Below are 25836 nucleotides of genomic sequence, written 5' to 3'. Positions count from 1 at the left end.
GGATGCGCGGGAATGTGGCCAACGCGGGCCTGCGCGCGGCTGGTTGAGACGCCTCAGGTGGATCCTGCGGCACAGGATCACCGGCTGTCGTGAACGCGTCCGGCCCCGGCCACGTATGCAAGGTGGGCGCTCAACGACCGGAGGGCCCTGCGGTGCAGACACCGCTTTTTCGGGTTCGGGAGCCATGCATGAGGCACGCACGACGACGGGTCGTCCGGCGAGTGACACGGCTGGCGGCAGTCGGCGGACTCCTCCTGGGAGGTGCGATGGTCACGCGCGCCGTCGCGAGCGAGACTCCCGCCATCACCGCCGTGCCGCACACCTACGCCATGGAGGCCGGGCGGACGGGGGCGGATCTGGTGTCGCGGCTCGGCTCCTCCCGTACGGCCGGCACCTGGATCGGCACCGACGGCAAGCCGGTCGTCGCGGTCACCGACGAGCAGGCGGCCGCCCAGGTGCGCGAGGCGGGGGCCAGGGCGAAGGTCGTCGGGCACAGCATGGACGAGCTCAAATCGGCGACGAAGACGCTGCGTTCCGCTCCCCGGGTCGCCGGGACCGCCTGGTCCATGGATTACCGGACCAATGAGGTGGTGGTGCAGGGGGACAGCACGGTCTCGGCGTCCGACTGGTCCGCCATGACCAAGGTCGCTGACGGTATCGGTGGCTTCGTCCGCATGGAGCGCACCGAGGGCACCTTCACTCCCCGTCTGAACGGGGCACAGCCCATCCTGTCGACCGGCGGACGCTGTTCGGCGGGGTTCAACGTGACCAACGGCCAGAGCGACTTCATCCTCACGGCCGGGCACTGCGGTCCCACCGGTTCGACCTGGTTCGCGGACACCGGGGGCACCAACCAGCTCGGCAAGACGGTCACCCAGAGCTTCCCGGGCAACGACTTCTCGCTGGTGCAGTACGCCAACGGGAAGGCGGGCGACGAAGCCGGTGTCGTGTTCATCGGCAACGGCAAGGGCGTGCAGATCACCGGCGCGGGCGATCCGTCCATCGGGCAGCGGGTGTTCCGCAGCGGCAGCACGAGCGGGCTGCGCGACGGTCAGGTGACGGCGGTCAACGCGACGGTGAACTACCCGGAGGGCACGGTCACCGGGTTGATCGAGACGAACGTGTGCGCCGAGCCCGGGGACAGCGGCGGTCCGATGTTCTCCGAGGGGATCGCGCTCGGCATCACCTCGGGCGGCAGCGGTGACTGCACGCAGGGCGGTACGACGTTCTTCCAGCCGGTGACGAAGGCGCTGACGGAGCTCGGCATGCAGTTGATCGTGTCGAACCCGGCTGCCGCCGGCGGGGCGTCTCCCGCTCCGTCGGCCACCTCGGCGCAGGCGCAGGGCTCGATCGCTCCCGGTGGGGCCTCTCCCGGTTCCTCGGCGGCGGTGGAGGGTGCGCAGGGCACGCCCCTGCTGAGCCGGCTCACGGACACCCGGAACATCGGGCCGGGTCTGCTGGTCGTCGGGGGAAGTCTGATCGCGCTGGTGGCGACGCGGTACATCCGCTCGGAACAGGACCGTAAGGCGTATCAGCGGTACTACTCGGCGACTTGGGGCTGAGCCCGCCGGCTCTTCGTCCCGGGCCGAGCAGGACCGGTGAGCAGCACCGGTTGTTCATCCCAGGCTCAGCAGGACCGTGGCGACCCCCGCCCCCGCGAGGCCCACCACCTGCTTCCGGCTCAGCCGCTCGTGCAGCAGGGCGAGTCCGAGGATCACGGGGAGGGCCGGGTAGAGGGAGGCCAGGACGACGGCGACGGCCAGCATCTGCCGCTGGGCGGCGAGCAGATAGAGCAGGAGTCCGAGGGCCGCGCCCGCTCCGACCAGCACCGCCTGCGCAGCTCGTACGGGCGGCAGGCGCAGCCGCCGAGGGTTTCGTGCCGCCGCGGGCAGCAGGACGAGTACGGCGGCCACCCGTCCTGCGGCCACCGGCCACAGTCCGCTGGAGGCACCGGCCTGGGCGAGGGCGATGTACTGGAGTGCGACGCCGCCACTGGCCAGCAACCCGTCGGGGACTCCTCCGCCGCCGTCCGCACCGCCGCCGCAGACCATCCAGAGGGCGGGCACCGAGAGGACGATCCCCAGCCAGGCCACGGCGGTGGGCCGGTCGCCGAGCAGCACTCCGCACACGACGGAGAGGGCGACCCCGGTGACGGCGCTGACGGGCACGACCACGCTCATCGCGCCGTGGCTGAGGCCGCGGTTGAGGAAGTGCATGGCGGCGCCGCTTCCGACACCGGAGAGCGCGCCCCACAGGAGGTCGACGGGGCGTACGGAGTCGGCGGGGAGGAAGAGCGCGGCAGAGGTGGCCAGGAGCAGGCCGCCCACCTGCCCGAGGAAGGTGACGGCGGCGAAGTGCGCGCGGCGGGACAGCAGACCGCCGGTGAAGTCGACGATGCCGTAGCAGACCGCTGAGGCCAGTGCGAGGAGAGGGCCCATCCCGTCAGGGGTGCCCAGGGACGGGGCGGTGATGCCCCGCGTCGATCGTCGGGGTCAGGCCGCCCGGACCGGCTGCGGAGCGGCGGCGGCCCACTCCAGGACGAGGCGCTGGTATTCCTCACGCTGCTCGCCGCTCAGTGTCCCGCCCGCCCGGCGCCACAGGGCCCGGATCTCCTCGTTGACCTCGTCGGCCGATCGATCGGTCACGGGTTCAACAGTGGTGGACATGGTGTGAAGCATACGGCTACGGAAGTGAAGGCGCCGTGAGTAATCACATCAGAAAAGGGCATATCGGACCGTGTTGCTGATCACGTCCATCTGCCAGGCGCGCGCTGTCAAGGGGCGTGACCCTGTTCATACTTCGGCCACACCCAGGACCAGCACCTGGATCGCCAGCACGGCGGCTCCGCGAGCCCAGTCGTGGAAGTCGGACACCCTGGTCTCCAGGTCGACCGGGCCGGCCAGGGGGTGGCGGTGGGCGCGGATCGTGTCCGCCACGGTCTTGCCCGCCACGTCCATGAGACCGACACCCTCTCCGGCGAGCATGATCTTCTGCGGCATGGCGAAGTTGGCGATCTGGGCGACCAGGACGCCGAGGGCGCGCCCGGCCTCGCCGATGACGCGGGCGGGCATGGGGTCGCCGGCCGCGGCGAGGGCGAGGATCTCCTCGTAGGTGTGGTCGCGGCCGGTGGCGGCATGCACCTGGTAGCGGATGTTGGGGATGGTCAGCAGGGAGACGGCGCTGCCGCGGTTGCCGTCGGGCGTGAGGGGCCCGTTGGGGTCGATGATCCAGTGCCGTCCGAAGCCCCGGTCCTCCTCGGCGTAGGGCACGCGCCGGCCGCCGAGGACGAGGCCGTAGCCGATGCCGGCGCCGATGGTGAGGACGACGAAGCGGTCGAGGCCGCGGCCGGCGCCGAACCAGGTCTCGGCCTCGACGAGGGCGGCGACGTCGTTCTCGACGACCACCGGCAACCCCGTGCGCTCCTCGACGAGTTCACCGAGGGGGACGTCCCGCCAGTGCAGGAACGGGGACTCGCCGACCACGGCACGCTCCTGGACGAAGCCGCCCACCCCGATACCGATGCCTGCGAGACGCGGGCACCCGCGGGCCAGTTCGACGGTCATCTCCGCGAGCAGGTCGGCGACTTCGGCGGGATCGTGGCTGACCAGGGGCCGGTCGTGGCGGGCGACGATGTCGCTCCTGAGGGTGGTGACGACGCCGTAGACCATGTCCTCGGTGATCTTGAAGCCGATGAAGGACCGGGACTCGGCGACCACGTCGAGGGGCTGCGAGGGGCGCCCCTGGCGCACTTCGGCCGGGATGCCCGCCTCGGGGACCTCGATCAGCAGGCCCGACTCGATGAGCGGTTTGGTCAGCCGGGTGAGGCTGCCCGCGGAGAGGTCGAGGCGGCGGGCGAGTTCGGTGCGCGACAGCGGGCCGTGGACGAGCACCTCGATCGCCACCGAGCGCTCGCCGGTGCTCAGGGGTAGCCAGCTGGCGGCAACTGCGGTCATGAAGGTCAGACTCCCACATGATTTCTTTCGCCATAAAAGCAACGTGGCCATGTTACCGCGTGCATGGTGGCGCTGAAAAGATGTTTGCAGGCCTCTTGACGCATGGATTCTTCCACGACAAAAGTAAGTGGCCGAGGACGAGCCACCGAAGACGAGGGAGTCTCCCGATGACCATCGCCTCCAGCAGCCCTCCGTCGCGTCTGCCGCTCAGCGGCACCGAGGGGGCACGGACCAAACCGGGCACGGAGCCGGGCTCAGGCGGGTCGAGCGGGGGCGACGGGCGCCTGGCCGCGGTGTTCATCGCCCCGGCCCTGGTGGGCTTCGTGGTCTTCCTGCTCTGGCCGACGCTGCGGGGCATCTATCTGAGCTTCACCCGCTTCAACCTGCTGACCCCGGCGGAGTGGGTGGGCCTCGCCAACTACGACCGGATGATCCACGACCCCATCTTCTGGGAGTCGCTGAAGGTCACCGTCGAGTACGTGGTCATCAACATCGGGGTCCAGACGGTGTCGGCCCTCGCCATCGCCGTCCTGTTGCAGCGTCTGACCCAGTCGGCGGTGCTGCGCGGCATCGTGCTCACGCCGTATCTGATGTCGAACGTCGTCGCGGGCCTGGTCTGGCTGTGGATCCTCGACAACCAGCTCGGCATCGGCAACGAGATCATCGCCGGGCTCGGCTTCGACCGCATCCCCTTCCTCGCGGACGAGACCTGGGCGATCCCGACGATCGCCCTGATCAACGTGTGGCGGCACGTCGGCTACACCGCCCTGCTGCTGTTCGCGGGGCTCATGGCCATCCCGAACGACATGTACGAGGCGGCGAAGGTGGACGGCGCGAGCGAGTGGCGGATGTTCTGGCGGATCACCATGCCGTTGCTGCGGCCGGTCCTGGCGGTCGTTCTGATCATGACAGTGATCGGTTCGTTCCAGGTGTTCGACACGGTCGCCGTGACGACCGCGGGCGGCCCGGCGAACGCCACCAACGTGCTCCAGTTCTACATCTACCAATCGGCCTTCGGCCGCTTCCAGTTCGGCTACGCGTCCGCGATGTCCGTCGCCCTCCTGGTGGTGCTGAGCGCGATCACCGTCCTGCAGTACCGGCTCACCCGGGCCGGCCAGACCGATCTCGGCTGACCCGGAAGGAGTCGACATGGCTGCCGTGACCACCACCACGACGACACGCGTACGGCCCACCGGGCGCCGTCCCCTCTCCCCCGGCCGGGTCCTGGCCTGGACGGCGATGGGTGCGATCGTGCTCGTGACCCTGCTGCCCTTCTACTGGATCCTGCGCACCGCGCTGTCCACCAACTCCGGGCTCGCCGCCCACGCGTCCGACCCACTGCCGGTGAACCCGACCGGCACCGGGTTCGCCCGCGCCCTGGGCCTGGAGTCCACGAAGGACGCTATCGCGCAGGGCGGCGCGGGCGGCGGACTGAAGTTCTGGCGCTATCTGCTCAACTCGGTGATCGTCTCCACCCTGGTGACCGTCTGCCAGATCTTCTTCTCCGCGATGGCCGCGTACGCCTTCGCCCGGCTGCGCTGGCGCGGTCGCGACAAGGTGTTCGCGCTGTTCCTGGCCGGGCTGATGGTGCCGACCATCTTCACGCTGCTGCCGAACTTCGTGCTCATCAAGGAACTCGGCCTGATCGACAACCTGTTGGGCATCGCACTGCCGACGATGTTCATGACGCCGTTCGCGGTGTTCTTCCTGAGGCAGTTCTTCATGAACGTGCCCCGCGAGGTCGAGGAGGCAGCCCTGCTGGACGGCGCCGGGAAGGTGCGGATCTTCTTCCGGGTGCTGCTGCCGATGGCCTCCACACCGGTCCTGACCCTGGCCGTGCTGACGTACATCACATCCTGGAACGACTACTTCTGGCCGCTGATGGTGTCCTACAGCGACAACTCACGCGTGCTGACCGTCGCACTGGCCATCTTCCGCGCGCAGACCCCGCAGTCCGGCGTCGACTGGTCGGGCCTCATGGCGGCGACGCTCATCGCCGCGCTGCCGATGCTGGTGCTGTTCGGCTTCTTCGCGCGCCGCATCGTGTCCACCATCAGCTTCACCGGGATCAAGTGAGGGACTTGTGATGCGACTTCGTACGCTGACCGCGCTGGCCGGCGCACTGGCCCTCTGTCTGACGGGGTGCGCGGAGGGCGGCTCCGCCGGGTCCTCCTCGAAGACGGTGACGTACTGGCTGTGGGACTCCAACCAGCAGCCCGCCTACCAGGCCTGCGCCAAGGACTTCGAGCAGCAGAATCCCGGACTGCACGTGAAGATCACCCAGCTGGGCTGGGACGACTACTGGACCAAGCTCACCGCGAGCTTCATCGCGGGCACCGAGCCGGACGTGTTCACCGACCACATCCAGAAGTTCGGCCAGTTCGCCGACCTGAAGGTCCTCGAACCGCTCGACGACCTGGGCATCGACGAGTCCGCCTACCAGCCCGGCCTTGCGGCCAACTGGATGGGCCAGGACGGCCACCGCTACGGCGCCCCCAAGGACTGGGACACCGTCGCCCTCTTCTACAACAAGAAGCTGACCGACGCGGCCGGGCTCACGCCGGCCCAGCTGAACGATCTGGCCTGGAACCCCAAGGACGGCGGCACGTTCGAGAAGGCCATCGCCCACCTCACCGTCGACAGGAACGGCAAGCGGGGCGACGAGCCGGGCTTCGACAAGAACAACGTCAAGGTGTACGGCCTCGCCACCAACGGCGGCGGCGACGGCGACGGACAGACCCAGTGGAGCACCTTCACCGCCTCCGCCGGCTGGAGCTACACCGACAAGAAGCGGTGGGGCGCGAAGTACCGGTACGACAGCCCGACCTTCCAGTCGGCCGTCAAGTGGTACTTCGGACTGGCGAAGAAGGGCTACATGGCGCCCTTCACCGACTACAACTCCCAGTCCAACCAGGCCAACACCCAGGTCGCGGCGGGAAAGGCGGCCACAGCCTTCGACGGCGCCTGGATGATCTCGACGTACGCGGGGTTCAAGGGCCTCGACATGCGCACCGCCGTCACCCCCGAAGGCCCCACCGGCAAGCGCGCCACCATGATGAACGGCCTCGCCGACTCCATCACCAAGAACGCCCGCAACAAGGACGGTGCCCGCAAGTGGGTGAAATACCTGTCCTCGGACGAGTGCCAGAAGACGGTGGGCGGTTACGGCATCGTCTTCCCCGCCACCCCTGACGGAACCGCGGCCGCCGTGGCCGCCTACAAGAAGAAGGGGATCGACGTCACGGCCTTCACGAAGCCGGTCGCCGACAAGAAGGACTTCACGACCTTCTCCTACCCCATCACCAACTACGCCGCGGACGTGTACGCGTTGATGCATCCCGCCATGCAGGACATCTTCGGCAACGGCAGGTCCGTGACCAGTCTCGACCAGACCAACGACCAGATCGACCTGATCCTCTCGCAGTGATCCCGCGACCAGTGAAGGGCACACCCCGCATGACGTTCTCCCTCGGCATCGTCGGCGCCGGCCAGTTCTCCGGCCAGTTCGCCACGCTGTTCCAGGCCCACCCCGGTGTCGGCGACGTCTACGTCACCGACCTGCTGCCCGAACGGGCCGAGCAGCTCGCCGCGGCGCAGGGACTGGCCGGCACCTTCCCCACGTACGAGGCCATGCTGGAGTCGAAGGAGGTCGACGCGGTCGCGATCTTCACCCAGCGCTGGACGCACGGCCCCCTGGTGCTCCAGGGCCTGAACGCCGGCAAGCACGTGTACTCCGCGGTGCCCATGGCCATCACCACCGAGGAGATCTCGGCGATCATCGACACGGTCCGGGCGACCGGGCTCACGTACATGATGGGCGAGACCAGCCAGTACAACCCGGCGACCGTGCACGCCCGCAACCAGATCGCCGAGGGCGCCTTCGGGCGGCTCTTCTACGCCGAGGGCGACTACGTCCACGACATGGACCTCGGGTTCTACGAGGCGTACCAGTACAGCGGCGGCGAGAAGTGGAAGGAGACCGCCAGCTATCCCCCGCTGCTCTACCCCACGCACGCGGTGGGCGGGGTGCTCGGCGCCTGGCAGACGCACGCGGTGAGCGTGTCGGCGATCGGTGTCGTCGACGACCGCGGGGACGGCGTGTTCGACAAGGAGGTCAGTCGGTTCGGCAACGACTTCTCCAACGCGACCGCGCTGTTCGAGGTGGCGGGCGGCGGGTCGTTCCGTACGAACGAGTTCCGGCGGGTGGGCTACCCCTCCCACATCCGGGAGTCGCGTTTCCGGTTCTTCGGAACCGAGGCGAGCATGGAGCAGCTCGCCACGGTCGCCCTCTGGCAGGACAAGAAGGGCGTGAAGGACATCAGCGAGCTCCTGGAGCCCAAGCCGACCATGGCTCCTGACGACCCGTCACTCCAGCACATCGCGCCGGACCTTCGGGCCGCGTTCACGTCCGGGTCGGCGCCGGTGCACGACCGGGCGCGGCTGCCACGGGAGTTCGACAACCTGCACAACGGTCACGAAGGCAGCCACCACTTCCTGGTGGACGACTTCGTGACCGCGGTGAACACCCGCACCCTGCCGTCGGTGAACGCCTGGGTGGCGGCCCGTTACACCCTGCCGGGCGTCATCGCGCACGACTCCGCACGGCAGGGCGGGGCAAGGCTGGAGATCCCGGACTTCGGGGACGCGCCTGACGCGTGACGCTGTCGTCGCGCCGGGCGCCTGGTGTCTCAGGTGCCCGGCTTGCGGCCGTACACGAAGACGTCGTCGCCCTTCTTCAGCAGGGACCAGTACTTCTTGGCGTCCTTGGGGGTCATGTTGGTGCAGCCGTGGGAGCCCGGCGGGTTCCACATGCTGAGGTTGACCGAGTGGAAGGCCTGACCGCCGTCGAAGAACTGGCTGTAGGGCATCGGCACGTTGTAGATCGACGAGACGTGGTTCTTGTCGCGCCAGTAGATCTTCTTCAGGCCGGTGCGGGTCTCGTAGCCGTTGCGGCCGGTGCGGACCGGGACGGGGCCGTAGACGAGCGTGTCGCCGTCCTGGATCCAGCTCAGCTGGAGGGTGAGGTTCACGCAGGCGATACGGCCCTTGTTCACCGGGCACTTGCCGTCCTTGTTGGGGTCCGTGCCGACGGCCTTCTGCTTGTTCATCAGGTCCATCACGCCCCAGGTGACGGATCCGGCGTAGCCGATGTTCGGTGTGATGCCGTGCTTGGTCTGGAAGGCCTTGATCGCCTTGCAGTCGGCGGCGGACTGCCTGCCGTCGACCGGGCGGCCCAGGAACTTCTCCACCTTCTTCTGGTACGGCCCCGCCTGTGTCGTGCAGCTCGCCGCCTGCGCGGGCGCGGCGCCCAGCGCGATGGTCAGCGGTGCGACGAGTCCGGTGATCCCGAGTACGACGGCACCCCGTCTGCGTATGTCCCCCATGGTCCTGTCCCCTTCATAAGTCCTGCGATCTCTGCCATCTAGACGGGTGTGCGCGTCTGTCCGTTGTACCGTGGGGCGCGCTGGGACGAAACGGTGACAAAGCTCACGACGGAGCGCCCCTGTCCGGATGGACCGCCGCGTGGAATCCGGTGTTGACCGCGGTGAGGCCGCCGTCGACGACCAGCGTGGTGCCGGTGATCCACGCCGCGTCGCGGGAGGCGAGGAAGGCGACGGCTGCCGCGATGTCCTCGGGGTCACCGACCCGGCCGAGGGGATACAGCCGTCGCATCTCGGTGAGCTCGGCCTCGCGCCCTTCCCAGGCCGAGGTGCGGACCGTGCCCGGGACGACCATGTTGACGCGCACCCCGCGGCCGGCCGCGTGTCCGGCGAGGGTGCGGGTCAGGGATCCGAGGCCCGCCTTGGCGGCGCTGTAGGCGTGGTTGCCGAAGTCCTGCAGGCCGTTGACGGAGCCGATGTTGACGATCGCACCGCGACCGGAGGCGACCAGGTGCGGCAGTGCGGCGCGCGAGCAACGGTAGGGACCGCTCAGGGTGATGTCCAGGTCACGCGCCCACTCCTCCTCGGAGTCGTCCTCGAAGAGCGGGGTCTCCGGGGTGCACCGGGCGGCACTGTTGACCAGGACGTCGAGCGAACCGAACGCGTCGACGGCGTGGGCGACGGCCGCCTCGACGGCCGGGCGATCCGCCACGTCGCACTCCAGGGCCCGTGCGGCAAGACCCTGTTCACGCAGGCGCGCGGCCGTCCTCTCCACGACCGTCCCGTCCCGGTCGGTCAGCAGGACCGCGGCTCCCTCCTCGGCCAGGCGGCGGGCCGTCGCCGCACCGATGCCGCGGGCTGCGCCCGTGACGAGAACTCCGTGTCCCTCGAAGCGCTTGGTGTGCGTCATGAGGCCGACGGTAGTCCCTCACTGATCAACAGGGCAGATACCGTGCGTCCATGCCGGCGTTCATACAGCAACTACCCGCACTCATCGGCGTCGTCATCGGCGCACTCGGTTCGTATCTGGCGGTCGTGCGCAGCGACCGCGCGCGCTTCCACCGTGAAAAGGCGGCCCGTTGGGAGGAGCGGCGGCTGGCCGTGTGCTGAAGAGGACGATCACGCCGGCGTGCCGGGTGGCGTCCCACTTCGGCAACGACCCCCATCCGCATCCGCTCTCCCCGCAGGAGGCCGCGCCGCTGCTGGCGGAGTCCACGCTCGCCCGGGACCCGGACGGGGAGGCACTGCTTCTGCTGGGGAGCCCCGAGGTGGTGGAGAAGGCGCGGGTATGGGTCACGGTGGTGCTGGAGATGGAGCGGTTCCTGCGCGACGGGACGCGCGATCCGGCGGCGTGGCGGGCGCTGCTCGAGCGGCATCGCAACGGGCGGGACGGTTACTACGCCGCCGTACGCGACGACCTGGCACTGCCACCGGGCCTCGCGGTGCGGTGGCAGCTGCCGCCGGTGCATCCCTCTTGATCTAGCGGTAACCCGTCACGTCCGCCGGCTTGTCCGCGTCCTGGACCTCGACCATGTACCGCCAGGCGTCGGGACGGCTGCCGTCGACGTCCGTGAAGCCGTACGTCCGGGCGAGCGAGCCGCTGTCGAGGGACGTGCCGTTCCAGCGGGCGACGTCGGGGTCGGTGGCCAGCGCGGCGACGCCGCGGCCCACATAGCGCGGGGTCTCCGAGATGGCGAAGTGGGGGACGCGGTCGAGGGCGTCGTGCCAGTTGTCCTCCTGCACCGCGAAATGGTCGAGCATCATCTCCGAGCGCAGCCAGCCCGGGGTCAGGGCGACGGCGGTGGCGCCGCGCGGGCCGAGTTCGTGGCCGAGGGAGAACGCCATGCGCAGGACGGACGTCTTGGCGAGGTCGTAGAAGAAGGAGACGCGGTAGTTCTCGCGGTTGTAGGCGTCGGTTCCGTCGGTCATCTCGACGACCAGGCCGCCGGGCCTGCGCAGCAGCAGGGGCAGGGCGTGGTGGCTGGTGATCGCGTGCGTCTCGACCGCGAGCCTGAGCAGGCGCAGGCCGTTGTCGAGGTCGTGCTCCCACACCGGGCTGTCCCATGCGAAGAGGTGTTCACCGCCCCAGATGTCGTTGACGAGGACGTCGAGGCGGCCCTGCTCGCCGGCGATCCGGTCGACGAGCGAGCGGACCTGCGCCGGGTCCAGGTGATCGGTGGGTACGGCGATGCCCTGGCCGCCGGCCGCGGTGACGAGGTCGGCGGTGTCCTCGATGGTCTCGGGGCGGTCGTACTCGGAGCGGCGGGCGCGGGTGCTGCGTCCGGTGACGTACACGGTGGCGCCCGCCGCTCCGAGTTCCACGGCGATCCCGCGTCCCGCCCCCCGGGTGGCTCCGGCGACCAGCGCGACCTTGCCTTGCAGCGGCTGTGACATGTCCGACCTCTCGTTGTGCCCGATGTCTCTTCGAGCATGACCGGGAAGCCGGACAACCTCTGTCGTGTTTTACGGGCGGTTCACCCGCCGGGCGTCAGTGGCCGCGGTCGATCCATTCCTGGAGGTGCGGGGCCTCGGCGCCGATCGTCGTCGGGTCTCCGTGGCCGGTGAGGACCTTCGTCTCGGGCGGCAGGGCCAGCAGGCGTTCGCGGATGGAGCCGATGATCGTCGGGAAGTGGGAGTAGGAGCGGCCGGTGGCGCCGGGGCCGCCCTGGAAGAGGGTGTCGCCGGTGAAGACGGTGGCGAGGCCCGGGTCGTAGAGGCAGACCGCGCCCGGTGCGTGCCCGGGGGTGTGCAGGACCCGGAGGTCGGCGCCCGCGGCCTCGATGACCTGGCCGTCGCGCAGGTGGCCGTCGGGGTCGCGGTCCGGGTGGGTCTGCTTCCACAGCGGCAGGTCGTCGGGGTGCAGCCAGATGGTGGCGCCGGTGCGGTCGGCGAGGGCGGGCGCGGCGTCGATGTGGTCGTTGTGGGCGTGGGTGCAGACGATCGCGGTCAGCCTGCGGTCGCCCACGGCCTCGGCGATGGCGTCGGCGTCGTGGGCGGCGTCGATGACGATCGCCTCGTGGTCGTCGCCGACGATCCAGACGTTGTTGTCGACGTCCCAGGTGCCGCCGTCGAGGCTGAACTGCCCGGAGGTGACGAGGCGTTCGATGCGGGCGGCCATCAGAGCACCACCACCGAGCGCAGGACGTCGCCGTGGTGCATGCGCTCGAACGCCTTCTCCACCTCGTCGAGTTGGATGGTCTCGGTCACGAACGCCTCCAGGTCCAGGCGGCCTTGCAGATGCAGGTCGATCAGCATGGGGAAGTCGCGGGAGGGCAGGCAGTCGCCGTACCAGGACGACTTGAGCGAGCCGCCGCGACCGAAGACGTCGAGGAGAGGCAGCTCCAGCTTCATCTCGGGGGTGGGCACACCGACGAGCACGACCGTGCCGGCGAGGTCGCGGGCGTAGAAGGCCTGCCGGTACGTCTCGGGGCGGCCGACCGCCTCTATGACGACGTCGGCGCCGAAGCCGCCGGTCAGTTCACGGATCGCCTCGACCGGATCCGCGTCCTTCGAGTTGACGGTGTGGGTCGCGCCCATCGTGCGGGCCTTCTCCAGCTTCCGGTCGTCGATGTCGACGGCGATGATCTTCGCCGCGCCCGCGAGATTCGATCCGGCGATCGCCGCGTCGCCGACGCCACCGCAGCCGATGACGGCGACGGTGTCGCCCCGGCCGACCTGCCCGGTGTTGATCGCGGCGCCGATGCCGGCCATCACTCCGCAGCCCAGCAGTCCCGCTACCGCGGCCGAGACCGACGGGTCGACCTTGGTGCACTGTCCCGCGGCGACCAGCGTCTTCTCGGCGAAGGCGCCGATGCCCAGGGCGGGCGAGAGCTCGGTGCCTCCCCCAGACTTCGTCCGGGAGGTGCCCCCGGTGAGGGTCATCTTCTGCTTCGCGTTGTGGGTGTTGAAGCAGTACCAGGGCCGCCCGCGCAGACAGGCGCGGCAGTTCCCGCACACGGCACGCCAGTTGAGGATCACGAAGTCGCCGGGCGCGACGTCGGTCACCCCCTCGCCGACCGCCTCCACCACGCCGGCGGCCTCGTGGCCCAGCAGGAAGGGGAAGTCGTCGTTGATGCCGCCCTGCTTGTAGTGCAGGTCGGTGTGACAGACCCCGCAGGCCTGCACCTGGACGACGGCCTCGCCCGGCCCCGGGTCCGGCACGACGATCGTCTCCACCCGCACCGGCTCGCCCTTGCCGGGTGCGATCACTCCGCGTACCTCCTGCGCCATGGCCTGACCCCTTCTGTCGCCCGGTGTACGTCCCTCCGACCCTACGCGCGACTGATCAGTAACGGCACCGACTCCCGAGGCGTAAATACCCCCGGGGGTACCTCTGCTACGGTGGCACATATACCCCCGGGGGTAATTGACCCCGGGGTTGTCGCGAGGAGAGGAGCGCTGTCGTGTACTTCGTCGACACCATCGAGGTGCCCGGCCTGGGCAACCGCGGCTACCTGGCGGGCGGCGCCGGCAGCGCCGTGGTGGTGGATCCGCCGCGGGACGTGGACCGGGTGCTCGGGGCGGCCGCCGGGCGCGGGGTGCGGATCACCCAGGTCGTCGAGACGCACGTCCACAACGACTACGTGACCGGCGGTCTGGAGCTGGCCCGGATCACGGGGGCCGCCTATCTGGTGCCGGCCGGGGCGCGGGTCGCGTTCGATCGGACGCCGGTCGCCGACGGGGACGTGGCGAAGATCGAGGACGGGCTGGCGCTGCGGGCGCTGGCCACGCCCGGGCACACCCCGCACCACATGTCGTACGTCCTGGAAGCGGCCGGGCGGGCGGTGGCCGTCTTCACCGGCGGCTCGCTGCTGATCGGCACGGTGGGGCGGCCCGACCTCGTGGAGCCGGCGCTGACCGGGCGGCTGGCCCGGGCCCAGTACGACTCGGCTCATCGGCTGGCGGCGGAGCTGCCGGACGCGACGGCGGTGCTGCCCACGCACGGGTTCGGCAGCTTCTGTTCCGCCGCGCAGGCGGCCGGCGGGGCAACGACGACCATCGGGCAGGAGCGCGGCTCCAACGAGGCTCTGGTCAAGGACGTCGACACGTTCGTCGCCGAGCTGCTCGCGGGGCTGGACGACGTGCCCTCGTACTACGCGCACATGGGGCCGGTGAACACGCGGGGGCCCGGCCCCGTGGATCTGACCCCGCCCCGCCCGGCGGACGCCGAGGAGATCGCGGCGCGGCTGGCGGCCGGTGAGTGGGTGGTGGATCTGCGGGACCGGCGCGCGTTCGCCGAGGGGCATGTCGCGGGGGCGTTCAACTTCGAGGCGGAGGGGCAGCTCGCCACGTATCTGGCCTGGCTGGTCCCGTGGGGCAGGCCGGTGACGCTACTGGCTGCCTCGCCCGCCCAACTCGCCCACGCCCAGCGGGAACTGGTCCGCGTCGGCATCGACCGGCCCGCCGCTGCGGCGACCGGTTCGCCGGCCGAGTGGGTACCGGGCGGGGAGTCGCCGCGCTCGTTCCCGCGCGGCACGTTCGCCGAGCTGGCCGCCCAGGGTTCCGACGCAGTAGTCGTGCTGGACGTGCGGCGGGACTCGGAGCGGTCGGGCGGCCACATCCGGGGCTCGCTGCACATTCCGTTGCATCGGCTGCGCGACCGGCTGCCGGAGATACCGGACGGCACGGTGTGGGTGCACTGCGCGGGCGGGATGCGGGCGGCCGTGGGGGCCTCGATCCTCGACGCGGCGGGGCGTGACGTGGTGGCCGTCGACGACGGGTTCGCCTCCGCGGCCGCGGCCGGGATCCCGATGGCGAGGATCACGGCCGAGGAGGCTCACGAGCTGACCGGGGCGGAGGCGGAGTCCGTACTCCTCGACGTGCGTGAGCACGCGGAGTGGGCGGCGGGTCACGCGCCCGGGGCTGTCCACGCTCCGCTGTCCGAGCTGGCGTGTGGTGGCCGACTGCCCAGGGCCGCGGAGGACCGCCCGGTGGTCACGATCTGCCGCTCGGGCAAGCGGTCCCGGGAGGCGGCGGAGCTGCTCGCGGCGCGGGGATTGGACGTGGTGGACGTCCTGGGCGGGATGGGGGCCTGGGTGGAGGCGGGGCTCGGGGTGGTGGGGGGATCGTCGGGCGGCCGGTGCGCGGCGGGGAGTTCGCCCGGCGCCAACGGCGGCTCCGACGCGCTGACCGGGGCGGACGGCTCGCCCGCCGCCGAGGGCGACCACGGCACACTCACCGTGACGGACGGCTCGCCCGCCGCCGACGGCGACCACGGCACACTCACGGTGACGGACGGTTCGCCCGCCGCCGACGGCGACCACGGCACACTCACCGTGACGGACGGCTCGCCCGCCGCTGACGGCTGCTCCGACAGGCCTGCCGGGGCGGACGGCTCGCCGGGCATGTCTCACGCACACTCCTCAGCGCACGGCTCCTCGGCTCCCGGCGGCCCCTCCCTCGCGCCGCGCGCCGTGGCACACGGCATCCCGGCCGCCCAAGCCGCGGTCGACGCCGCCGCCCGCCTCCCGTGAGCGTCCTCGTCCTGGCCCTGCTCGCCGGTGGCCTCACCGGTCTGGCGCTCGGCGCGCTCGGCGGTGGTGGCAGCATGCTCGCCGTGCCCGCGTTGATCTATCTGCTCGGCTTCAGTCCGGCCGCGGCCACCACCGCCGGACTCGTCGTCGTCACCCTCACCTCCGTGACCGCGCTGGTCACCCACGCCCGCGGGGGCGCGGTGCGCTGGCGTGAGGGCGCCCTGTTCGCGACGGCGGGACTCGTGCCTGCGGCGATCGGCGGGGCCGTGTCGGGACGGCTGCCGCCAGGCGTGCTCACGGGCGCGTTCGCCGTGGTCGCCGCCCTCGCCGCCGTCCGTATGCTCCGGCCGTCGGCATCCGTACGGCCGGACGGTGTGCCGGTGCGCACTAGTCGCGTCGCCCGGGCCGGGGCGGGGCTCGGCGCGGTGACCGGTGTCCTGGGCGTGGGCGGCGGGTTTCTCGCCGTACCGGCCCTGGTGAATGTCGTCGGACTGCGCATGAGAGCCGCCGTCGGGACCAGCCTGCTGGTCATCACCGTCAACTCCCTGGCCGCGCTGGCGGCCCGCGGCGGCACGAGCGTGGACGTCGACTGGGGCGCGGTCGCCCCGTTCGCGGCGACCGCGGTGCTCGGCGCCTGGGACGGCAGGCGCCTGGCCGCCAAGGTGTCGGCAGGCGCACTGCAGCGGACGTTCGCCGTGGCACTGCTGGCCGTGGCCGCGTTCATGCTGGCGGACGCCGTCCGGTGAACGTCAGGCCAGTGACAGGAACAGCTTCTCCAGCCGGGCCTTCATCTGCTCCGTCGTCTCGCCGTCGACGCGGTTCCCCTCGGGGTCGGTCAGGCACTGCTGCAACCCGGTCGCGATGATCGCGAAGCCGGCCCGGTCGAGGGCGCGGGAGGCCGCGGCGAGCTGGGTGACCACGTCCTCGCAGTCCCGGCCCTCCTCGATCATCTTGATCACTCCGGAGATCTGACCCTGCGCCCGGCGCAGTCGGTTCAGCACGGACTTGAGCTCATCGCCCTCGAACTGAAGCTCCACCATCACTCCTCTGCATACCCTTGGGGGTATTTTACCTCCTCGGGTCGCCCCCTCGTCTCACCACCCTCTCAGGAAGGATCACGCACGACATGACCCCTACCGCTCTCGACGCCTCGCAGGCGGGCGCCCGACTGGACGAACTCACCGTCCTCGACGTCCGTACCCCGGGCGAGTACGCCTCCGGACATCTGCCCGGCGCGCTCAACATCCCCCTGGACCAGATCATGCGGGCCCTGCCCGCGCTCCGGGAGGTACGCGGCGAACTGCTCGTCGTCTGCGCCTCCGGCGCGCGTGCGCTGAGCGCCTGCGAGGTCCTCTCCGAGCACGGCATACGGGCCGTCACCCTGGCCGGCGGCACACAGGGCTGGGCCGCGGCCGGGCAGCGGCTCGACCGGCCGGCCGCGGGCACCCGTGCCGTCTGGGCCATGGAACGCCAGGTCCGCTTCACCGCGGGCACCGTCGTCCTGACCGGGCTGGGCCTCGGACTCCTGCACCCCGCCTGGCAGTTGCTCTGCGCGGGAATCGCGGGCGGCCTGGTCTTCTCGGCGCTCACCAACACCTGCGGCATGGCCGCCCTGTTGGGGAAACTGCCGCACAACCGGACAGGGGCCACCGACCTCGACGCGACCCTGGCCACGCTCCCACACCGCTGATCCCCCGTCAGCGCAGGAAGTCCGGACGCAGCCTGAAGTCTCCGCACGCCGTCGGGCCCGAAGGAGCACCGTGAGCATCACCGAGACGGAGTCCGGCCCTCCGACCTGGCGCTGCTCCTCGGATACGTACGGCCGCACCGATGGACCCTGCCGGCGGGTGCCGTTGTCTCGCTGCTGACGGGGGCCACCGGTCTGCTGCTGCCACCGGTGGCCCGGGAGTTGATCGACGACCTGTCCCCCGACCGCACGATCACCGGCGCGTTGTTCGTCATGTCGGGGCTGGTGATCGCCAACGCGGTGGGCGGACTGGGTTCGTACGTGCTGCGGCGCACTGCGGAGTCCGTGGTGCTCGGCGCGCGGCGCGCGCTGTCGTCTTATCTGCTGCAACTGCGCATCGCGGCCGTGGACCACCGAACCCGGCAACCTGATGGCCCGGATCACCTCGGACACCACCCTGCTGCGCGAGGTCACCACCGACTCGCTCGTGGGCCTGGGCACCGGCGGGCTCACTCTGGTCGCGACCGTCGTGATGACGGGCCTCGTCGATCCGGTGCTGCTGCTGGGCGTCACGCTGGCGGTGATCCTGGCCGCGAGCACGGCCCTCGGTGTGATCGTGCCCCGCCGTCGCCGGAGATCCGTTGTCGGCTCCGCCCAGGGCGACATCCCGCGGAGCTGGCCGCTGCGCAGTTCCTGGCGACCGCTGGTTGAGAGTCGTCCGCGGCGCCGCGGCAGGTGCATGCGTCGAGGGCCGCCCGGTCGTCCGGGCGGCCCTCGGTGTCCGTGCGGGAGACTCGGCCCCCGACACCCGGCAGCAGCCCCGTGACGGGGGTGACGAGGTCGGTGGCCTGGTGCAGCTCGTTCAGCTTCTTGACCTGGTTGAGCGCCGCCAGTTGCTCGAAGACGCGCGGGATCTCGTCCTTGTGCTCCGCGGGGATGTCACTCACCGCGAGCGAGTCGATCACGGCGATCGGGCTGAGCTGCGCGGCGTCCGGGGCGCCCGCGTCGGCCGCGTTCGCGAGGGGGGCGGCGGGGCCGGTGACGCCGACGGCGAGACCGACGGCGGCGACAACACGTCGAGTTGAGATCATGTCTGCGGCAACGCGGGCGGGGCCCCCGACCCGGCCGCCCAGCGCCGCTCACCCGTCATGCGGAGTGCCCGGCCTGCGGTTGCCGTGGCCGCCGGGGCGGAGGAGTCTCGAAGAAAGAGGCCTTACGGCCCGCTCCTTGTCGGCCGGGGCCTTCGAAGGAGGTCATCATGGGCACCGCGGCACGACCCGGTTTCGACACCGACATCCTGCGCCAGGGCATCGAAGGACACACCCCGGAGACGCTTCTGTCGCTGTACGCGGACGACGCGGAAATACGCCTCGTCAACCGGAACGCCACCCCCAGCAACCCCAAGGTCCTGCACGGCCGTGACGAGATCGGCGAGATGCTGACCGACGTCTACAGCCGCGACATGACCCACAAGTTGGAAGGGTGCGTGGTCCAGGGCGATCGCGCGGCCTACAGCGAGTCCTGCCAGTATTCGGACGGCATGCGCGTCCTGTCGGAGTCGATGGTCACCCTGCGCAACGGCAAGATCTCCGAGCAGATCATCATCGAGGCATGGGACGAGTAGCAACCAGAGCCGGGAGGGCCCTGTCACATCTCTGCTGACCTGGGCCTTCTCGGCTCGTCCGGGGAGGACTCGGCGGCCACGACCAGCTTCCGCAGCAGGTCCGCGAGGGTGCGCCGCTCCGCCGGGGTGAGCGCCGAGAGCAGCGCGAGCTCACCCGCCTCCTCCGAGGCGACCTGCTGTTCGAACGCGGCGTGACCGGCCTCGGTGAGCCGGACCCGCACCCGTCGCCGGTCGTCGTCCTCGTGCGTCCGGACGATCAGTCCGGCGTCCTCCAGCGGCGTCAGCCGGGCCGACAGGGCTCCCCGGGTCAGTCCGAGGTGGTCGGCGAGGAGCGAGGGGTTCCCGGTGTACGGCGGGCCGAGCCGGCGCAGGGTCAGCAGCACCTTGTACTGCCAGTTCCGCAGTCCGTCGGAGTCGAGCGTGTCTCGGCGGGCCTGGGACGCGTACCGCGCCAGGATGGCCAGCCGCGCGAAGATCGCCTCCTTGACGGGGTCCATCCAGTCGAGTTCCTTCGCCCACACCTCGACGTGTTGGTCGACCGAGTCCCGCATTACCCGCCCCCTGCAATGGTTTTCTTGTGGATGGTTTTTCGTCTGACTACCTTGCCCTGTCATGACCAACACCACGGGCACAACCGTCGAACTCGACGAACTCCTCGCCTCTGCACGCGAGTTGGCACTGGCGGGACGGTGGGAGCGGGCACTGCGCCTCCTGGACGCGACGACCTGTGCCACTGCCGGGGACCGCGCCCGGCTCGCTCTCGCGGCGGCCGAGGTCGCCCTTCAGAGCGACTGGTTCGGCGGTACGGACCTCACGGCCGGCCGTGCCGAGCAGGCGGAGAAGGAGTCGTCGGGCACTGACTGGGATCCGGCCTTCGTCCGGCTACGGCACGACTACTTCCGGCTGCTGCGCAGCGAGGGCACCTTCCGGCCCGGTCCCGACGGCAAGGACCCCGAGGCACTCGCCGGCCTCCGGCGCGACGCGCACGACCTGCGCGAGGACGCCCCCGACGAGGTGCGGCGCGGCTGGGCCTCGATGTACCTGGGGCTGATCGCCGACAACCTCTTCGCCGAGCGTACGGCCGCCCCCGCCCACTACGAGGCCGCCCTGGGCGCCGGTGAGTCGGGCGGCGACGATCTGCTGGTCCGGGAGGCGCTGCGGCATCTCGGCGACCACGACCACGACGCCGGCGATCACGAGGGCGCCCTGGAGCGCTGGCGGCGGGCCACCGCCCTGGGCGCCCGGGCCGGGATGGTCCCCGGTGTGCTCACCCAGCAGATGCTCCTCGCGGTCCTGGCCCGCGACACGGGCGACGAGGCCGGGGCGACCGCGCTGGCACGGGAGATCGCCCGCTGGGCCGAAGCGATCGGCGCCGATCACGTCCACACCCAGGCGGCCGGCTTCCTCGCGGGGGCCTATCCGACGGCTCCGCCGCAGGAGAGCGGGGCATGACCGCCGGACCGCGTCGGCTAGTCTGAGGTACGGACCGTGACTGGCGCTGAGGTGGAGCACCACCGGGGAGCGGTCCGCACACTCGATGCCGTGCGCCTGGGCGATTTCTTCGATCGGCTCAGGAGTGGATCATGTCTCAGGCACGGCTCATCGACGGCACCGCACTCGCCGGGCGCATCCTCGAGGAGACCGCCAAGCGGGCGGCCGACCTCACCGGGCGCACCGGACGGGCGCCCTGTCTCGCGACGGTGCTGGTCGGCGAGGATCCCGCCTCCGTCACCTACGTCCGTATGAAGCGCAACCGCTGCCGCAAGGCGGGTATCGAGTCGCGGCACGTGGAGCTGCCCGCGGCCACGACCACCGAGGAACTCGTCGGCACACTGCGGGAGTTGTCGGCCGACCCCACCGTGCACGGCATCCTGCTCCAGCACCCGACGGGCCCGCACATCGACGAGCGGGCGGCGTTCGAGGCGATCGCTCCGGAGAAGGACGTCGACGGCGTCACCTTCGCGTCCTTCGCGACGATGAGCTTCGGACTGCCGGGCTTCGTGTCGTGCACACCCGGCGGGATCATGCGGCTGCTCGACGAGTACGACGTCGACCCGGCCGGCAAGCGGGCCGTGGTGGTGGGCCGCAGCGCGATCCTCGGCAAGCCGGCCGGCATGCTGCTGCTCGCCCGGGACGCCACGGTGACCTACTGCCACTCCCGTACGGCGGACCTGTCGGCGGCCGTACGGGAGGCGGACATCGTGGTCGCCGCGGTGGGCCGGCCCCGGTTGATCCGGGGCCAGGACATCAAGCCCGGCGCGGTCGTCGTCGACGCCGGGTACAACGCCGGGAACGTCGGTGACGTCGACTTCGACTCCGCGGTGGAGCGGGCCTCGCTGATCACGCCGGTGCCGGGCGGGGTCGGTCCGATGACCATCGCCACGCTGCTGGAGCAGACCGTCGACGCGGCGGTGGCCGCCGCCCGGCAGGGCTAGGTCAGTTCAGCGTCCACTTCTGGTTGGCCTGGCCGCCGCACGACCACAGGACCATCTCGGTGCCGTTGGCCGTCCCCGCACCGTAGGCGTCCAGGCAGAGACCGGCGTTGACGTTGGTGATCGTGCCGTCGCCGTTGACGTTCCACTTCTGGTTGTTCTGGCCGTTGCAGTCCCAGATCACGACCTTGGTGCCGTTGGTCGTGCCGAGGTTGTAGGCGTCCAGGCACTTGTTGCCGTACACCACGAGTTCCTTGCGGGAGGTGTACGTCCACTGCTGGTTCTGGCCGCCGTTGCAGTCCCACAGCTCGGCCTGGGTGCCGTTGCCGATGGTGTTGTCGTAGATGTCCAGGCAGCGGCCGGACTGGGTGCCGACGGCGAGGGTGCTGTTGGTGCCGGGCAGCGGGCGGACCGTGATGTCGGCCAGAGTCGGGGCGCCGGTGAAGGCCAGCGTGTTCGCGGAGCCCTTGGACAGGCCGACCTGGACCGAGACGCTGCCCTGGGAGGAGCCGGTGGGCGGGAAGGAGACCGTGGTCGTGCCCTGGCCGTTGACCTTGAGGGTCGCGGTGCGGGCCGCCGAGGTGTTGTTGGTGTAGGCGACGTCGACGGTCTTGATCCCCGTGCTGCCGGCGACCACGCCGGTGAAGCTCGAGGTGCCTGTGTACGTGCTGCTCGCCGCCTCCGTGCCGCCGGTGACCGTGAGCATCACCGAACCGCCCGCCGGGACGCTCGTGGTGTAACCCGTGCCGTACGAGCCGACGTTGGCGCGCGCCCACAGGTCACGGACGGTCGCGTTCGCGTTGGTCAGGCCGAGGTCGGACCAGCGGACGGTGATGTTCTGCGCGGCGGAGGTGCGGTTGAGGAGGACGACGGCACGGTTGCCGGTGCCGGACAGGACCTTGCCGTAGACCTGAAGCCCTGTGGTGTCCTCGGCGACCTTCACGCCCTGGAGCCCGCGTGGGTCCTGGTCGACACCGATGACCTCGGGGTTCTTGAGGATGTTCGCGGTCTCGGTGGTCATGGTGGCCAGGTTGTTGCCGGCCAGCAGCGGGGCTCCGGAGACGGCCCACAGGTTCATGTGGGTGCGGTTCTGTGCGGCGGTGAAGCCGTCCATGCCGACCATCAGCATGTCCGGGTCGTTGTAGTAGCCGGTGTGCTGGGCCGTGGGGTGCAGGTTCCGGTCGTAGTTGGTCAGCAGGTTGGTCATCGACGGCTTGTTGCCGTAGAGGATGATGTCGTCGTTGGTCCGCCACATCGCGCCCTGCCCCGGGGCCCAGTTCCACGGGTTCTGCCTGCCCCAGTTGCACAGCGACAGGGTCATCGGACGGCCGGTGGTGGCGGTGGCCCTGGTGATCGCGTCGCTGATCGACTGGTACGTCGTCTTCGCGTCGAGTCCCTCCGCGTCACCGCCGCACCAGTCGACCTTCACGAAGTCGAAGCCCCACTGGGAGAACTGGAGCATGTCCTGGTCGTAGTGGCCCTCGCTGCCGGAGCCGGGGGCGGCGGGGCGGCCCGTCGGGTAGTAGTAGCCGCAGCCGTCCTTGCCCGCGTCGGTGTAGATGCCGGCCTTGAGGCCCTTGCTGTGGATGTAGTCGGCGATGGCCTTCATGCCACCGGGCCACTCGGACTCGTCGACGGTGATGTTCCCGGCACTGTCGCGAGTGCCCTGCCACCAGCCCTCGTCGATGTTGATGTACTTGTATCCCGCCGCCGGGAGACCGGACGCGACGAACGCGTCGACCTGCGTCTTGATCACGGTGTAGTCGATCTTCGCGGCGAAGCTGTTCCAGGACGCCCAGCCCATCGGCGCCGAGGGGACCGCCGTCTGGCGGGTGGTCGCGGCCTGCGCGGGGGTCGGCTGGGCGAAGAGCAGCGCGGCGGTGGCGGTCAGGGCGAGGACGAGAGCACGGATGCCGGCGGCTCTGAAGCGTCCTGCGAGACCTCTGCGGGTCGTGCGCGGCGGGGGGTACATGCGGCTCCTTCTGGCGGGGGCACCGAAACAGGTCGAAATATCGAACGAGGATCGGCGATTCGAACACCATGCGCGCCGAAGCTAGAGTCCCGAGAGGCCGAAGTCAACGGCTGTGACAGGGGTGAACTGGCCGGTGTGCACGGGTCGTTCGCGCGGGACGACGCGCACCGGCGCCATACTGTCCGTCGTGCGGGTAGCGATCATGACAGCGGGTTCCCGGGGCGATGTGGCCCCGTTCACCGGTCTGGGGCACGCCCTGGCACGGGCCGGGCACGAGGTCACCCTGGTGACCCACGGCCGCTTCGAGCCGCTGGCGGCGCGGGCCGGGATCGGCTTCCACGCGCTGCCGGTCGATCCCCGGGCGGAGCTGGAGTCCTCGCGCGGGCGGGCCCTGCACCGCAGCACGACCGGTGTGGGCAAGCTGGCGCGGGTGGTCGCGATGGCGCGGGCGCTGGCCGTGGAGATGGCCGACGACCTGGTCGCCGCCGCCCGGGTGAGCGACGCGCTCCTGCTCTCCGGATCGGTGGCCCCGCTGGGCCACGCCATCGCCGAGGGTCTGAGACTGCCCAGCCTGGGTCTCAACCTCCAACCCCTCGCGGCCACCAGGGAGTTCGCACCGCCCATGCTGGGCATCGGCTCGTGGGGCGCCCTCGGCAACCGGATCGCCGGGGTGGGCCTGAACCTGGCGGTGGAACAGGTCTTCGCCGCGGCCCTCCCACCGGTCCGGGCCCGGCTGGGCCTGCCTGCGACGAGCACGGCCGCGGCACTGCGCGCCCGCGAACGGCAGCGCTGGCCGGTGCTGCACGGATTCAGCCCGCGCGTGGTCGCCCGGCCTCGCGACTGGCGGTCCGGGCTCGACGTGGCGGGCTACTGGTGGCCGTACGACGGCGAAGCACCGCTCCCCGACGTCCTAGGGGACTTCGTCGAGGCCGGCCCGCCCCCGGTCTTCGTGGGCCTGGGCAGTGCGACCGTGCCGGACCCCGCCCGGGTCAGCACCGAGATCGTGCGCGCCCTGCGCCGGGCCGGGCTGCGCGGTGTGATCCAGCGCGGCTGGGCAGGCCTGACGGCGACCGGCGACGACATGCTGACCATCGACGAGGTGCCGCACTCCGCGCTCTTCCCGCGGATGGCGGCGGTGGTCCACCACGCGGGTGCGGGCACGACGGCGGCCGGCCTGCGCGCCGGGGTACCGGCGGTCCCGGTGCCGATCCAGTTCGACGAGAGCTTCTGGGCGGCCAGGCTGGTGGCGCTGGGTGTGGCCCCGCGTGCCCTGCCGCTGCGGCGTCTGACCGCCGACACGCTGGGGGCGGCGCTCATCCGGGCGACGCGGGACACCGGATGTCAGGAGCGGGCACGGACGGTGGGCGCACACATCCGAGCGGAGGACGGCGCTGCCCCCGTCGTGGCGGCGGTGAACCGACTGGCGAGCTGACGACCCCGCGCCTGCGCAGGCGCGGGGTCGTGGTGACATGCGGCTGCGTTCTCACCCTCGAGCGGACTCCCACCCAGGCGGTTGCAGAATCCCCAGCAGCTGCCGCACCAGCTCCTCCACGACCTCGTCCAGGGTCGCGTCCACCCACCCCGCGCTCCAGTCGTGCAGCAGGCCGTTCACACTGCCGATGAACCCGGTCGCCGCGAGCCGATAGTCCCGCAGCGCCGCCTCCCCCCTGACCACGGCCCGGTTCGCCTCGGCGCACACCAGGTCGACCCAGAGCGCCCGACGGGCCAGCCGCTGCTCCTCCAGCCGGGCGCTGACGCCGATGATCTCCACGAACGTGATCCGCACTCGCCGCGGATCGGAGGTGACGTTCGCCGCGTAGGCGCGGAAGATCGCGGCCGCGCGCTCCGCGAGCGGCAGACGGTCCGCGTCGGCCACCGCGGCCAGCACGGCACCCGTCGCCCAGTCGTTGACCTCGAGGTGCAGCTCGGCCAGGACGTCCTCGAGGGTGCGGAACTCCTCGTAGAACTGGCGGGTGGAAAGGCCCGCGGCCTCGCTGAGGGCCGCGACGGTCGTGGCGCGGTAGCCGGGGGCGTCCCCGAAGAGCTGGAGTGCCGCGTCCAGGAAACGGCGGCGCCGCTCGGCCTGCCGCTCCTCGGCCGTCTTGCCGCCGTAGCGACCGGTCGGGGCCCTGAGCCTGCCCGTCACCGAACCTCCCACTCGGGCCGGAGCGTCCGGCCTCCCGTATGAGCACCAATTTTGTCGTGTACGCAGTCTTGTGGAGAAGGGCCCCCCTTCCTTACTTTGCAGTAAGTTCAATCTGAAAGCACGCATCTTCAGTTTTGCCGCCTTGGCATGCCCCCGTCACGAGCCGCC

The 25836-nt window shown here is 70.8% G+C and carries 24 protein-coding genes, 3 pseudogenes and 1 riboswitch; of the genes and pseudogenes, 14 read left to right on the top strand and 13 right to left on the bottom strand.

All coding sequences use genetic code 11. The features are described from left to right. The first annotated feature begins 188 nt into the window (after positions 1-188). Positions 189-1562 carry a S1 family peptidase gene (locus QF027_RS44985; protein ID WP_307081284.1) on the top strand — a complete coding sequence of 458 codons (1374 nt, stop codon included), beginning with the start codon at positions 189-191 and terminating at the stop codon, positions 1560-1562. A 54-nt stretch (positions 1563-1616) separates the two neighbouring features. Here QF027_RS44985 and QF027_RS44980 read toward each other — a convergent pair whose 3' ends face one another. From QF027_RS44980 to QF027_RS44970, 3 genes are all read right to left on the bottom strand, one after another. After that, positions 1617-2438 (bottom strand): EamA family transporter, encoded by an 822-nt coding sequence (locus tag QF027_RS44980; protein WP_307081282.1) that lies wholly within the window; start codon positions 2436-2438, stop codon positions 1617-1619. 54 nt (positions 2439-2492) lie between these two features. After that, a complete protein-coding gene (locus QF027_RS44975; RefSeq protein WP_007386663.1) occupies positions 2493-2678 on the bottom strand; it encodes a hypothetical protein in 186 nt (61 codons plus the stop codon). Between the two features lie 114 nt (positions 2679-2792). Beyond that, positions 2793-3953: an ROK family transcriptional regulator gene (locus QF027_RS44970; RefSeq protein ID WP_307081280.1), complete on the bottom strand. Its 1161-nt coding sequence runs from the start codon at positions 3951-3953 to the stop codon at positions 2793-2795. Between the two features lie 167 nt (positions 3954-4120). Here QF027_RS44970 and QF027_RS44965 point away from each other — a divergent pair, with 167 nt between their 5' ends. From QF027_RS44965 to QF027_RS44950, 4 genes are read left to right on the top strand one after another with little or no spacing between them, the layout of a single operon-like run. Next, a complete protein-coding gene (locus QF027_RS44965) occupies positions 4121-5086 on the top strand; it encodes a carbohydrate ABC transporter permease (protein ID WP_306973097.1) in 966 nt (321 codons plus the stop codon). A gap of 16 nt (positions 5087-5102) precedes the next feature. Then, the gene (locus QF027_RS44960) at positions 5103-6029 is read left to right on the top strand and encodes a carbohydrate ABC transporter permease (protein WP_306973099.1); all 927 of its coding nucleotides are present in this window, start codon (positions 5103-5105) and stop codon (positions 6027-6029) included. A gap of 10 nt (positions 6030-6039) precedes the next feature. Then, complete coding sequence (locus tag QF027_RS44955; protein WP_307081278.1) at positions 6040-7380, top strand: ABC transporter substrate-binding protein; 1341 nt, start codon at positions 6040-6042, stop codon at positions 7378-7380. 29 nt (positions 7381-7409) lie between these two features. Further along, positions 7410-8612: a Gfo/Idh/MocA family protein gene (locus QF027_RS44950; protein ID WP_307081277.1), complete on the top strand. Its 1203-nt coding sequence runs from the start codon at positions 7410-7412 to the stop codon at positions 8610-8612. Between the two features lie 29 nt (positions 8613-8641). On the opposite strand, the gene QF027_RS44945 is transcribed toward QF027_RS44950, so the two are convergent. Together QF027_RS44945 and QF027_RS44940 are read right to left on the bottom strand one after the other, a co-directional pair. Further along, entirely contained in the window at positions 8642-9337 is a 696-nt protein-coding gene (locus QF027_RS44945; protein WP_307081275.1) for a L,D-transpeptidase family protein, read from the bottom strand. A 103-nt stretch (positions 9338-9440) separates the two neighbouring features. Beyond that, the gene (locus tag QF027_RS44940; protein WP_307081273.1) at positions 9441-10244 is read right to left on the bottom strand and encodes an SDR family NAD(P)-dependent oxidoreductase; all 804 of its coding nucleotides are present in this window, start codon (positions 10242-10244) and stop codon (positions 9441-9443) included. Positions 10245-10294: 50 nt separating this feature from the next. Here QF027_RS44940 and QF027_RS44935 point away from each other — a divergent pair. Beyond that, positions 10295-10812, top strand: a pseudogene (locus QF027_RS44935) (hypothetical protein). A 1-nt stretch (position 10813) separates the two neighbouring features. Here QF027_RS44935 and QF027_RS44930 read toward each other — a convergent pair. From QF027_RS44930 to QF027_RS44920, 3 genes are all read right to left on the bottom strand, one after another. Next, positions 10814-11728, bottom strand: coding sequence for an SDR family oxidoreductase (locus tag QF027_RS44930; protein WP_307081271.1), 915 nt, complete (start codon positions 11726-11728; stop codon positions 10814-10816). 94 nt (positions 11729-11822) lie between these two features. Beyond that, positions 11823-12452, bottom strand: a complete 630-nt coding sequence (locus QF027_RS44925) for an MBL fold metallo-hydrolase (RefSeq protein ID WP_307081269.1) — start codon at positions 12450-12452, stop codon at positions 11823-11825. After that, positions 12452-13564 (bottom strand): S-(hydroxymethyl)mycothiol dehydrogenase, encoded by a 1113-nt coding sequence (locus QF027_RS44920; RefSeq protein ID WP_307081267.1) that lies wholly within the window; start codon positions 13562-13564, stop codon positions 12452-12454. The genes QF027_RS44925 and QF027_RS44920 overlap by 1 nt, the downstream gene beginning before the upstream one ends. 173 nt (positions 13565-13737) lie before the next feature. Here QF027_RS44920 and QF027_RS44915 point away from each other — a divergent pair, with 173 nt between their 5' ends. Both QF027_RS44915 and QF027_RS44905 read left to right on the top strand, forming a co-directional pair. Beyond that, complete coding sequence (locus QF027_RS44915) at positions 13738-15807, top strand: MBL fold metallo-hydrolase (RefSeq protein WP_373432477.1); 2070 nt, start codon at positions 13738-13740, stop codon at positions 15805-15807. Next, on the top strand, positions 15804-16553 hold the full coding sequence (locus QF027_RS44905; RefSeq protein WP_307081265.1) for a sulfite exporter TauE/SafE family protein: 750 nt from the start codon (positions 15804-15806) through the stop codon (positions 16551-16553). The genes QF027_RS44915 and QF027_RS44905 overlap by 4 nt, the downstream gene beginning before the upstream one ends. A gap of 3 nt (positions 16554-16556) precedes the next feature. On the opposite strand, the gene QF027_RS44900 is transcribed toward QF027_RS44905, so the two are convergent. Further along, positions 16557-16844 carry a metal-sensitive transcriptional regulator gene (locus QF027_RS44900; RefSeq protein ID WP_028807630.1) on the bottom strand — a complete coding sequence of 96 codons (288 nt, stop codon included), beginning with the start codon at positions 16842-16844 and terminating at the stop codon, positions 16557-16559. Between the two features lie 89 nt (positions 16845-16933). Here QF027_RS44900 and QF027_RS44895 point away from each other — a divergent pair, with 89 nt between their 5' ends. Both QF027_RS44895 and QF027_RS44890 read left to right on the top strand, forming a co-directional pair. After that, positions 16934-17497: a rhodanese-like domain-containing protein gene (locus tag QF027_RS44895; protein WP_307081263.1), complete on the top strand. Its 564-nt coding sequence runs from the start codon at positions 16934-16936 to the stop codon at positions 17495-17497. A gap of 70 nt (positions 17498-17567) precedes the next feature. Continuing rightward, positions 17568-18134 (top strand): annotated as a pseudogene (locus tag QF027_RS44890) (ABC transporter transmembrane domain-containing protein); the annotation flags it as partial. A 163-nt stretch (positions 18135-18297) separates the two neighbouring features. On the opposite strand, the pseudogene QF027_RS44885 reads toward QF027_RS44890, so the two are convergent. Further along, positions 18298-18585, bottom strand: a pseudogene (locus QF027_RS44885) (hypothetical protein); the annotation flags it as partial. A 167-nt stretch (positions 18586-18752) separates the two neighbouring features. On the opposite strand from QF027_RS44885, the gene QF027_RS44880 reads away from it, so the two are divergent. After that, positions 18753-19118, top strand: a complete 366-nt coding sequence (locus tag QF027_RS44880; RefSeq protein ID WP_306973112.1) for a nuclear transport factor 2 family protein — start codon at positions 18753-18755, stop codon at positions 19116-19118. 23 nt (positions 19119-19141) lie between these two features. On the opposite strand, the gene QF027_RS44875 is transcribed toward QF027_RS44880, so the two are convergent. Then, on the bottom strand, positions 19142-19669 hold the full coding sequence (locus QF027_RS44875) for a MarR family winged helix-turn-helix transcriptional regulator (RefSeq protein WP_307081261.1): 528 nt from the start codon (positions 19667-19669) through the stop codon (positions 19142-19144). Between the two features lie 61 nt (positions 19670-19730). On the opposite strand from QF027_RS44875, the gene QF027_RS44870 reads away from it, so the two are divergent. Both QF027_RS44870 and QF027_RS44865 read left to right on the top strand, forming a co-directional pair. Continuing rightward, positions 19731-20570 (top strand): hypothetical protein, encoded by an 840-nt coding sequence (locus QF027_RS44870; protein WP_307081259.1) that lies wholly within the window; start codon positions 19731-19733, stop codon positions 20568-20570. A 26-nt stretch (positions 20571-20596) separates the two neighbouring features. Next, positions 20597-20679: riboswitch (ZMP/ZTP riboswitch) on the top strand. A 22-nt stretch (positions 20680-20701) separates the two neighbouring features. Then, entirely contained in the window at positions 20702-21553 is an 852-nt protein-coding gene (locus QF027_RS44865; protein WP_307081257.1) for a bifunctional 5,10-methylenetetrahydrofolate dehydrogenase/5,10-methenyltetrahydrofolate cyclohydrolase, read from the top strand. Between the two features lies 1 nt (position 21554). Here the strand turns inward: QF027_RS44865 and QF027_RS44860 are convergent, their stop codons facing one another. Beyond that, positions 21555-23522 carry a ricin-type beta-trefoil lectin domain protein gene (locus tag QF027_RS44860; RefSeq protein WP_307081255.1) on the bottom strand — a complete coding sequence of 656 codons (1968 nt, stop codon included), beginning with the start codon at positions 23520-23522 and terminating at the stop codon, positions 21555-21557. 202 nt (positions 23523-23724) lie between these two features. Between QF027_RS44860 and QF027_RS44855 the strand changes: the two genes are divergently transcribed. Further along, positions 23725-24954 (top strand): glycosyltransferase, encoded by a 1230-nt coding sequence (locus QF027_RS44855; RefSeq protein WP_307081253.1) that lies wholly within the window; start codon positions 23725-23727, stop codon positions 24952-24954. 51 nt (positions 24955-25005) lie between these two features. Here the strand turns inward: QF027_RS44855 and QF027_RS44850 are convergent, their stop codons facing one another. Next, positions 25006-25668 carry a TetR/AcrR family transcriptional regulator gene (locus QF027_RS44850; protein ID WP_306973119.1) on the bottom strand — a complete coding sequence of 221 codons (663 nt, stop codon included), beginning with the start codon at positions 25666-25668 and terminating at the stop codon, positions 25006-25008. Positions 25669-25836: the final 168 nt, after the last annotated feature.

This window comes from Streptomyces canus (assembly GCF_030816965.1).
Classification (GTDB): domain Bacteria; phylum Actinomycetota; class Actinomycetes; order Streptomycetales; family Streptomycetaceae; genus Streptomyces; species Streptomyces canus_E.
Note: the sequence above shows the minus strand (reverse complement) of the source record. Positions and strands in the feature narration are given on the sequence as shown.

Coding starts and splice junctions, on each gene's coding strand:
- QF027_RS44985 (WP_307081284.1), top strand. CDS start 189: ATGAGGCACGCACGACGACGGGTCGTCCGGCGAGTGACACGGCTGGCG.
- QF027_RS44980 (WP_307081282.1), bottom strand. CDS start 2,438: ATGGGCCCTCTCCTCGCACTGGCCTCAGCGGTCTGCTACGGCATCGTC.
- QF027_RS44975 (WP_007386663.1), bottom strand. CDS start 2,678: ATGCTTCACACCATGTCCACCACTGTTGAACCCGTGACCGATCGATCG.
- QF027_RS44970 (WP_307081280.1), bottom strand. CDS start 3,953: ATGACCGCAGTTGCCGCCAGCTGGCTACCCCTGAGCACCGGCGAGCGC.
- QF027_RS44965 (WP_306973097.1), top strand. CDS start 4,121: ATGACCATCGCCTCCAGCAGCCCTCCGTCGCGTCTGCCGCTCAGCGGC.
- QF027_RS44960 (WP_306973099.1), top strand. CDS start 5,103: ATGGCTGCCGTGACCACCACCACGACGACACGCGTACGGCCCACCGGG.
- QF027_RS44955 (WP_307081278.1), top strand. CDS start 6,040: ATGCGACTTCGTACGCTGACCGCGCTGGCCGGCGCACTGGCCCTCTGT.
- QF027_RS44950 (WP_307081277.1), top strand. CDS start 7,410: ATGACGTTCTCCCTCGGCATCGTCGGCGCCGGCCAGTTCTCCGGCCAG.
- QF027_RS44945 (WP_307081275.1), bottom strand. CDS start 9,337: ATGGGGGACATACGCAGACGGGGTGCCGTCGTACTCGGGATCACCGGA.
- QF027_RS44940 (WP_307081273.1), bottom strand. CDS start 10,244: ATGACGCACACCAAGCGCTTCGAGGGACACGGAGTTCTCGTCACGGGC.
- QF027_RS44930 (WP_307081271.1), bottom strand. CDS start 11,728: ATGTCACAGCCGCTGCAAGGCAAGGTCGCGCTGGTCGCCGGAGCCACC.
- QF027_RS44925 (WP_307081269.1), bottom strand. CDS start 12,452: ATGGCCGCCCGCATCGAACGCCTCGTCACCTCCGGGCAGTTCAGCCTC.
- QF027_RS44920 (WP_307081267.1), bottom strand. CDS start 13,564: ATGGCGCAGGAGGTACGCGGAGTGATCGCACCCGGCAAGGGCGAGCCG.
- QF027_RS44895 (WP_307081263.1), top strand. CDS start 16,934: ATGACCCCTACCGCTCTCGACGCCTCGCAGGCGGGCGCCCGACTGGAC.
- QF027_RS44880 (WP_306973112.1), top strand. CDS start 18,753: ATGGGCACCGCGGCACGACCCGGTTTCGACACCGACATCCTGCGCCAG.
- QF027_RS44875 (WP_307081261.1), bottom strand. CDS start 19,669: ATGCGGGACTCGGTCGACCAACACGTCGAGGTGTGGGCGAAGGAACTC.
- QF027_RS44870 (WP_307081259.1), top strand. CDS start 19,731: ATGACCAACACCACGGGCACAACCGTCGAACTCGACGAACTCCTCGCC.
- QF027_RS44865 (WP_307081257.1), top strand. CDS start 20,702: ATGTCTCAGGCACGGCTCATCGACGGCACCGCACTCGCCGGGCGCATC.
- QF027_RS44860 (WP_307081255.1), bottom strand. CDS start 23,522: ATGTACCCCCCGCCGCGCACGACCCGCAGAGGTCTCGCAGGACGCTTC.
- QF027_RS44855 (WP_307081253.1), top strand. CDS start 23,725: ATGACAGCGGGTTCCCGGGGCGATGTGGCCCCGTTCACCGGTCTGGGG.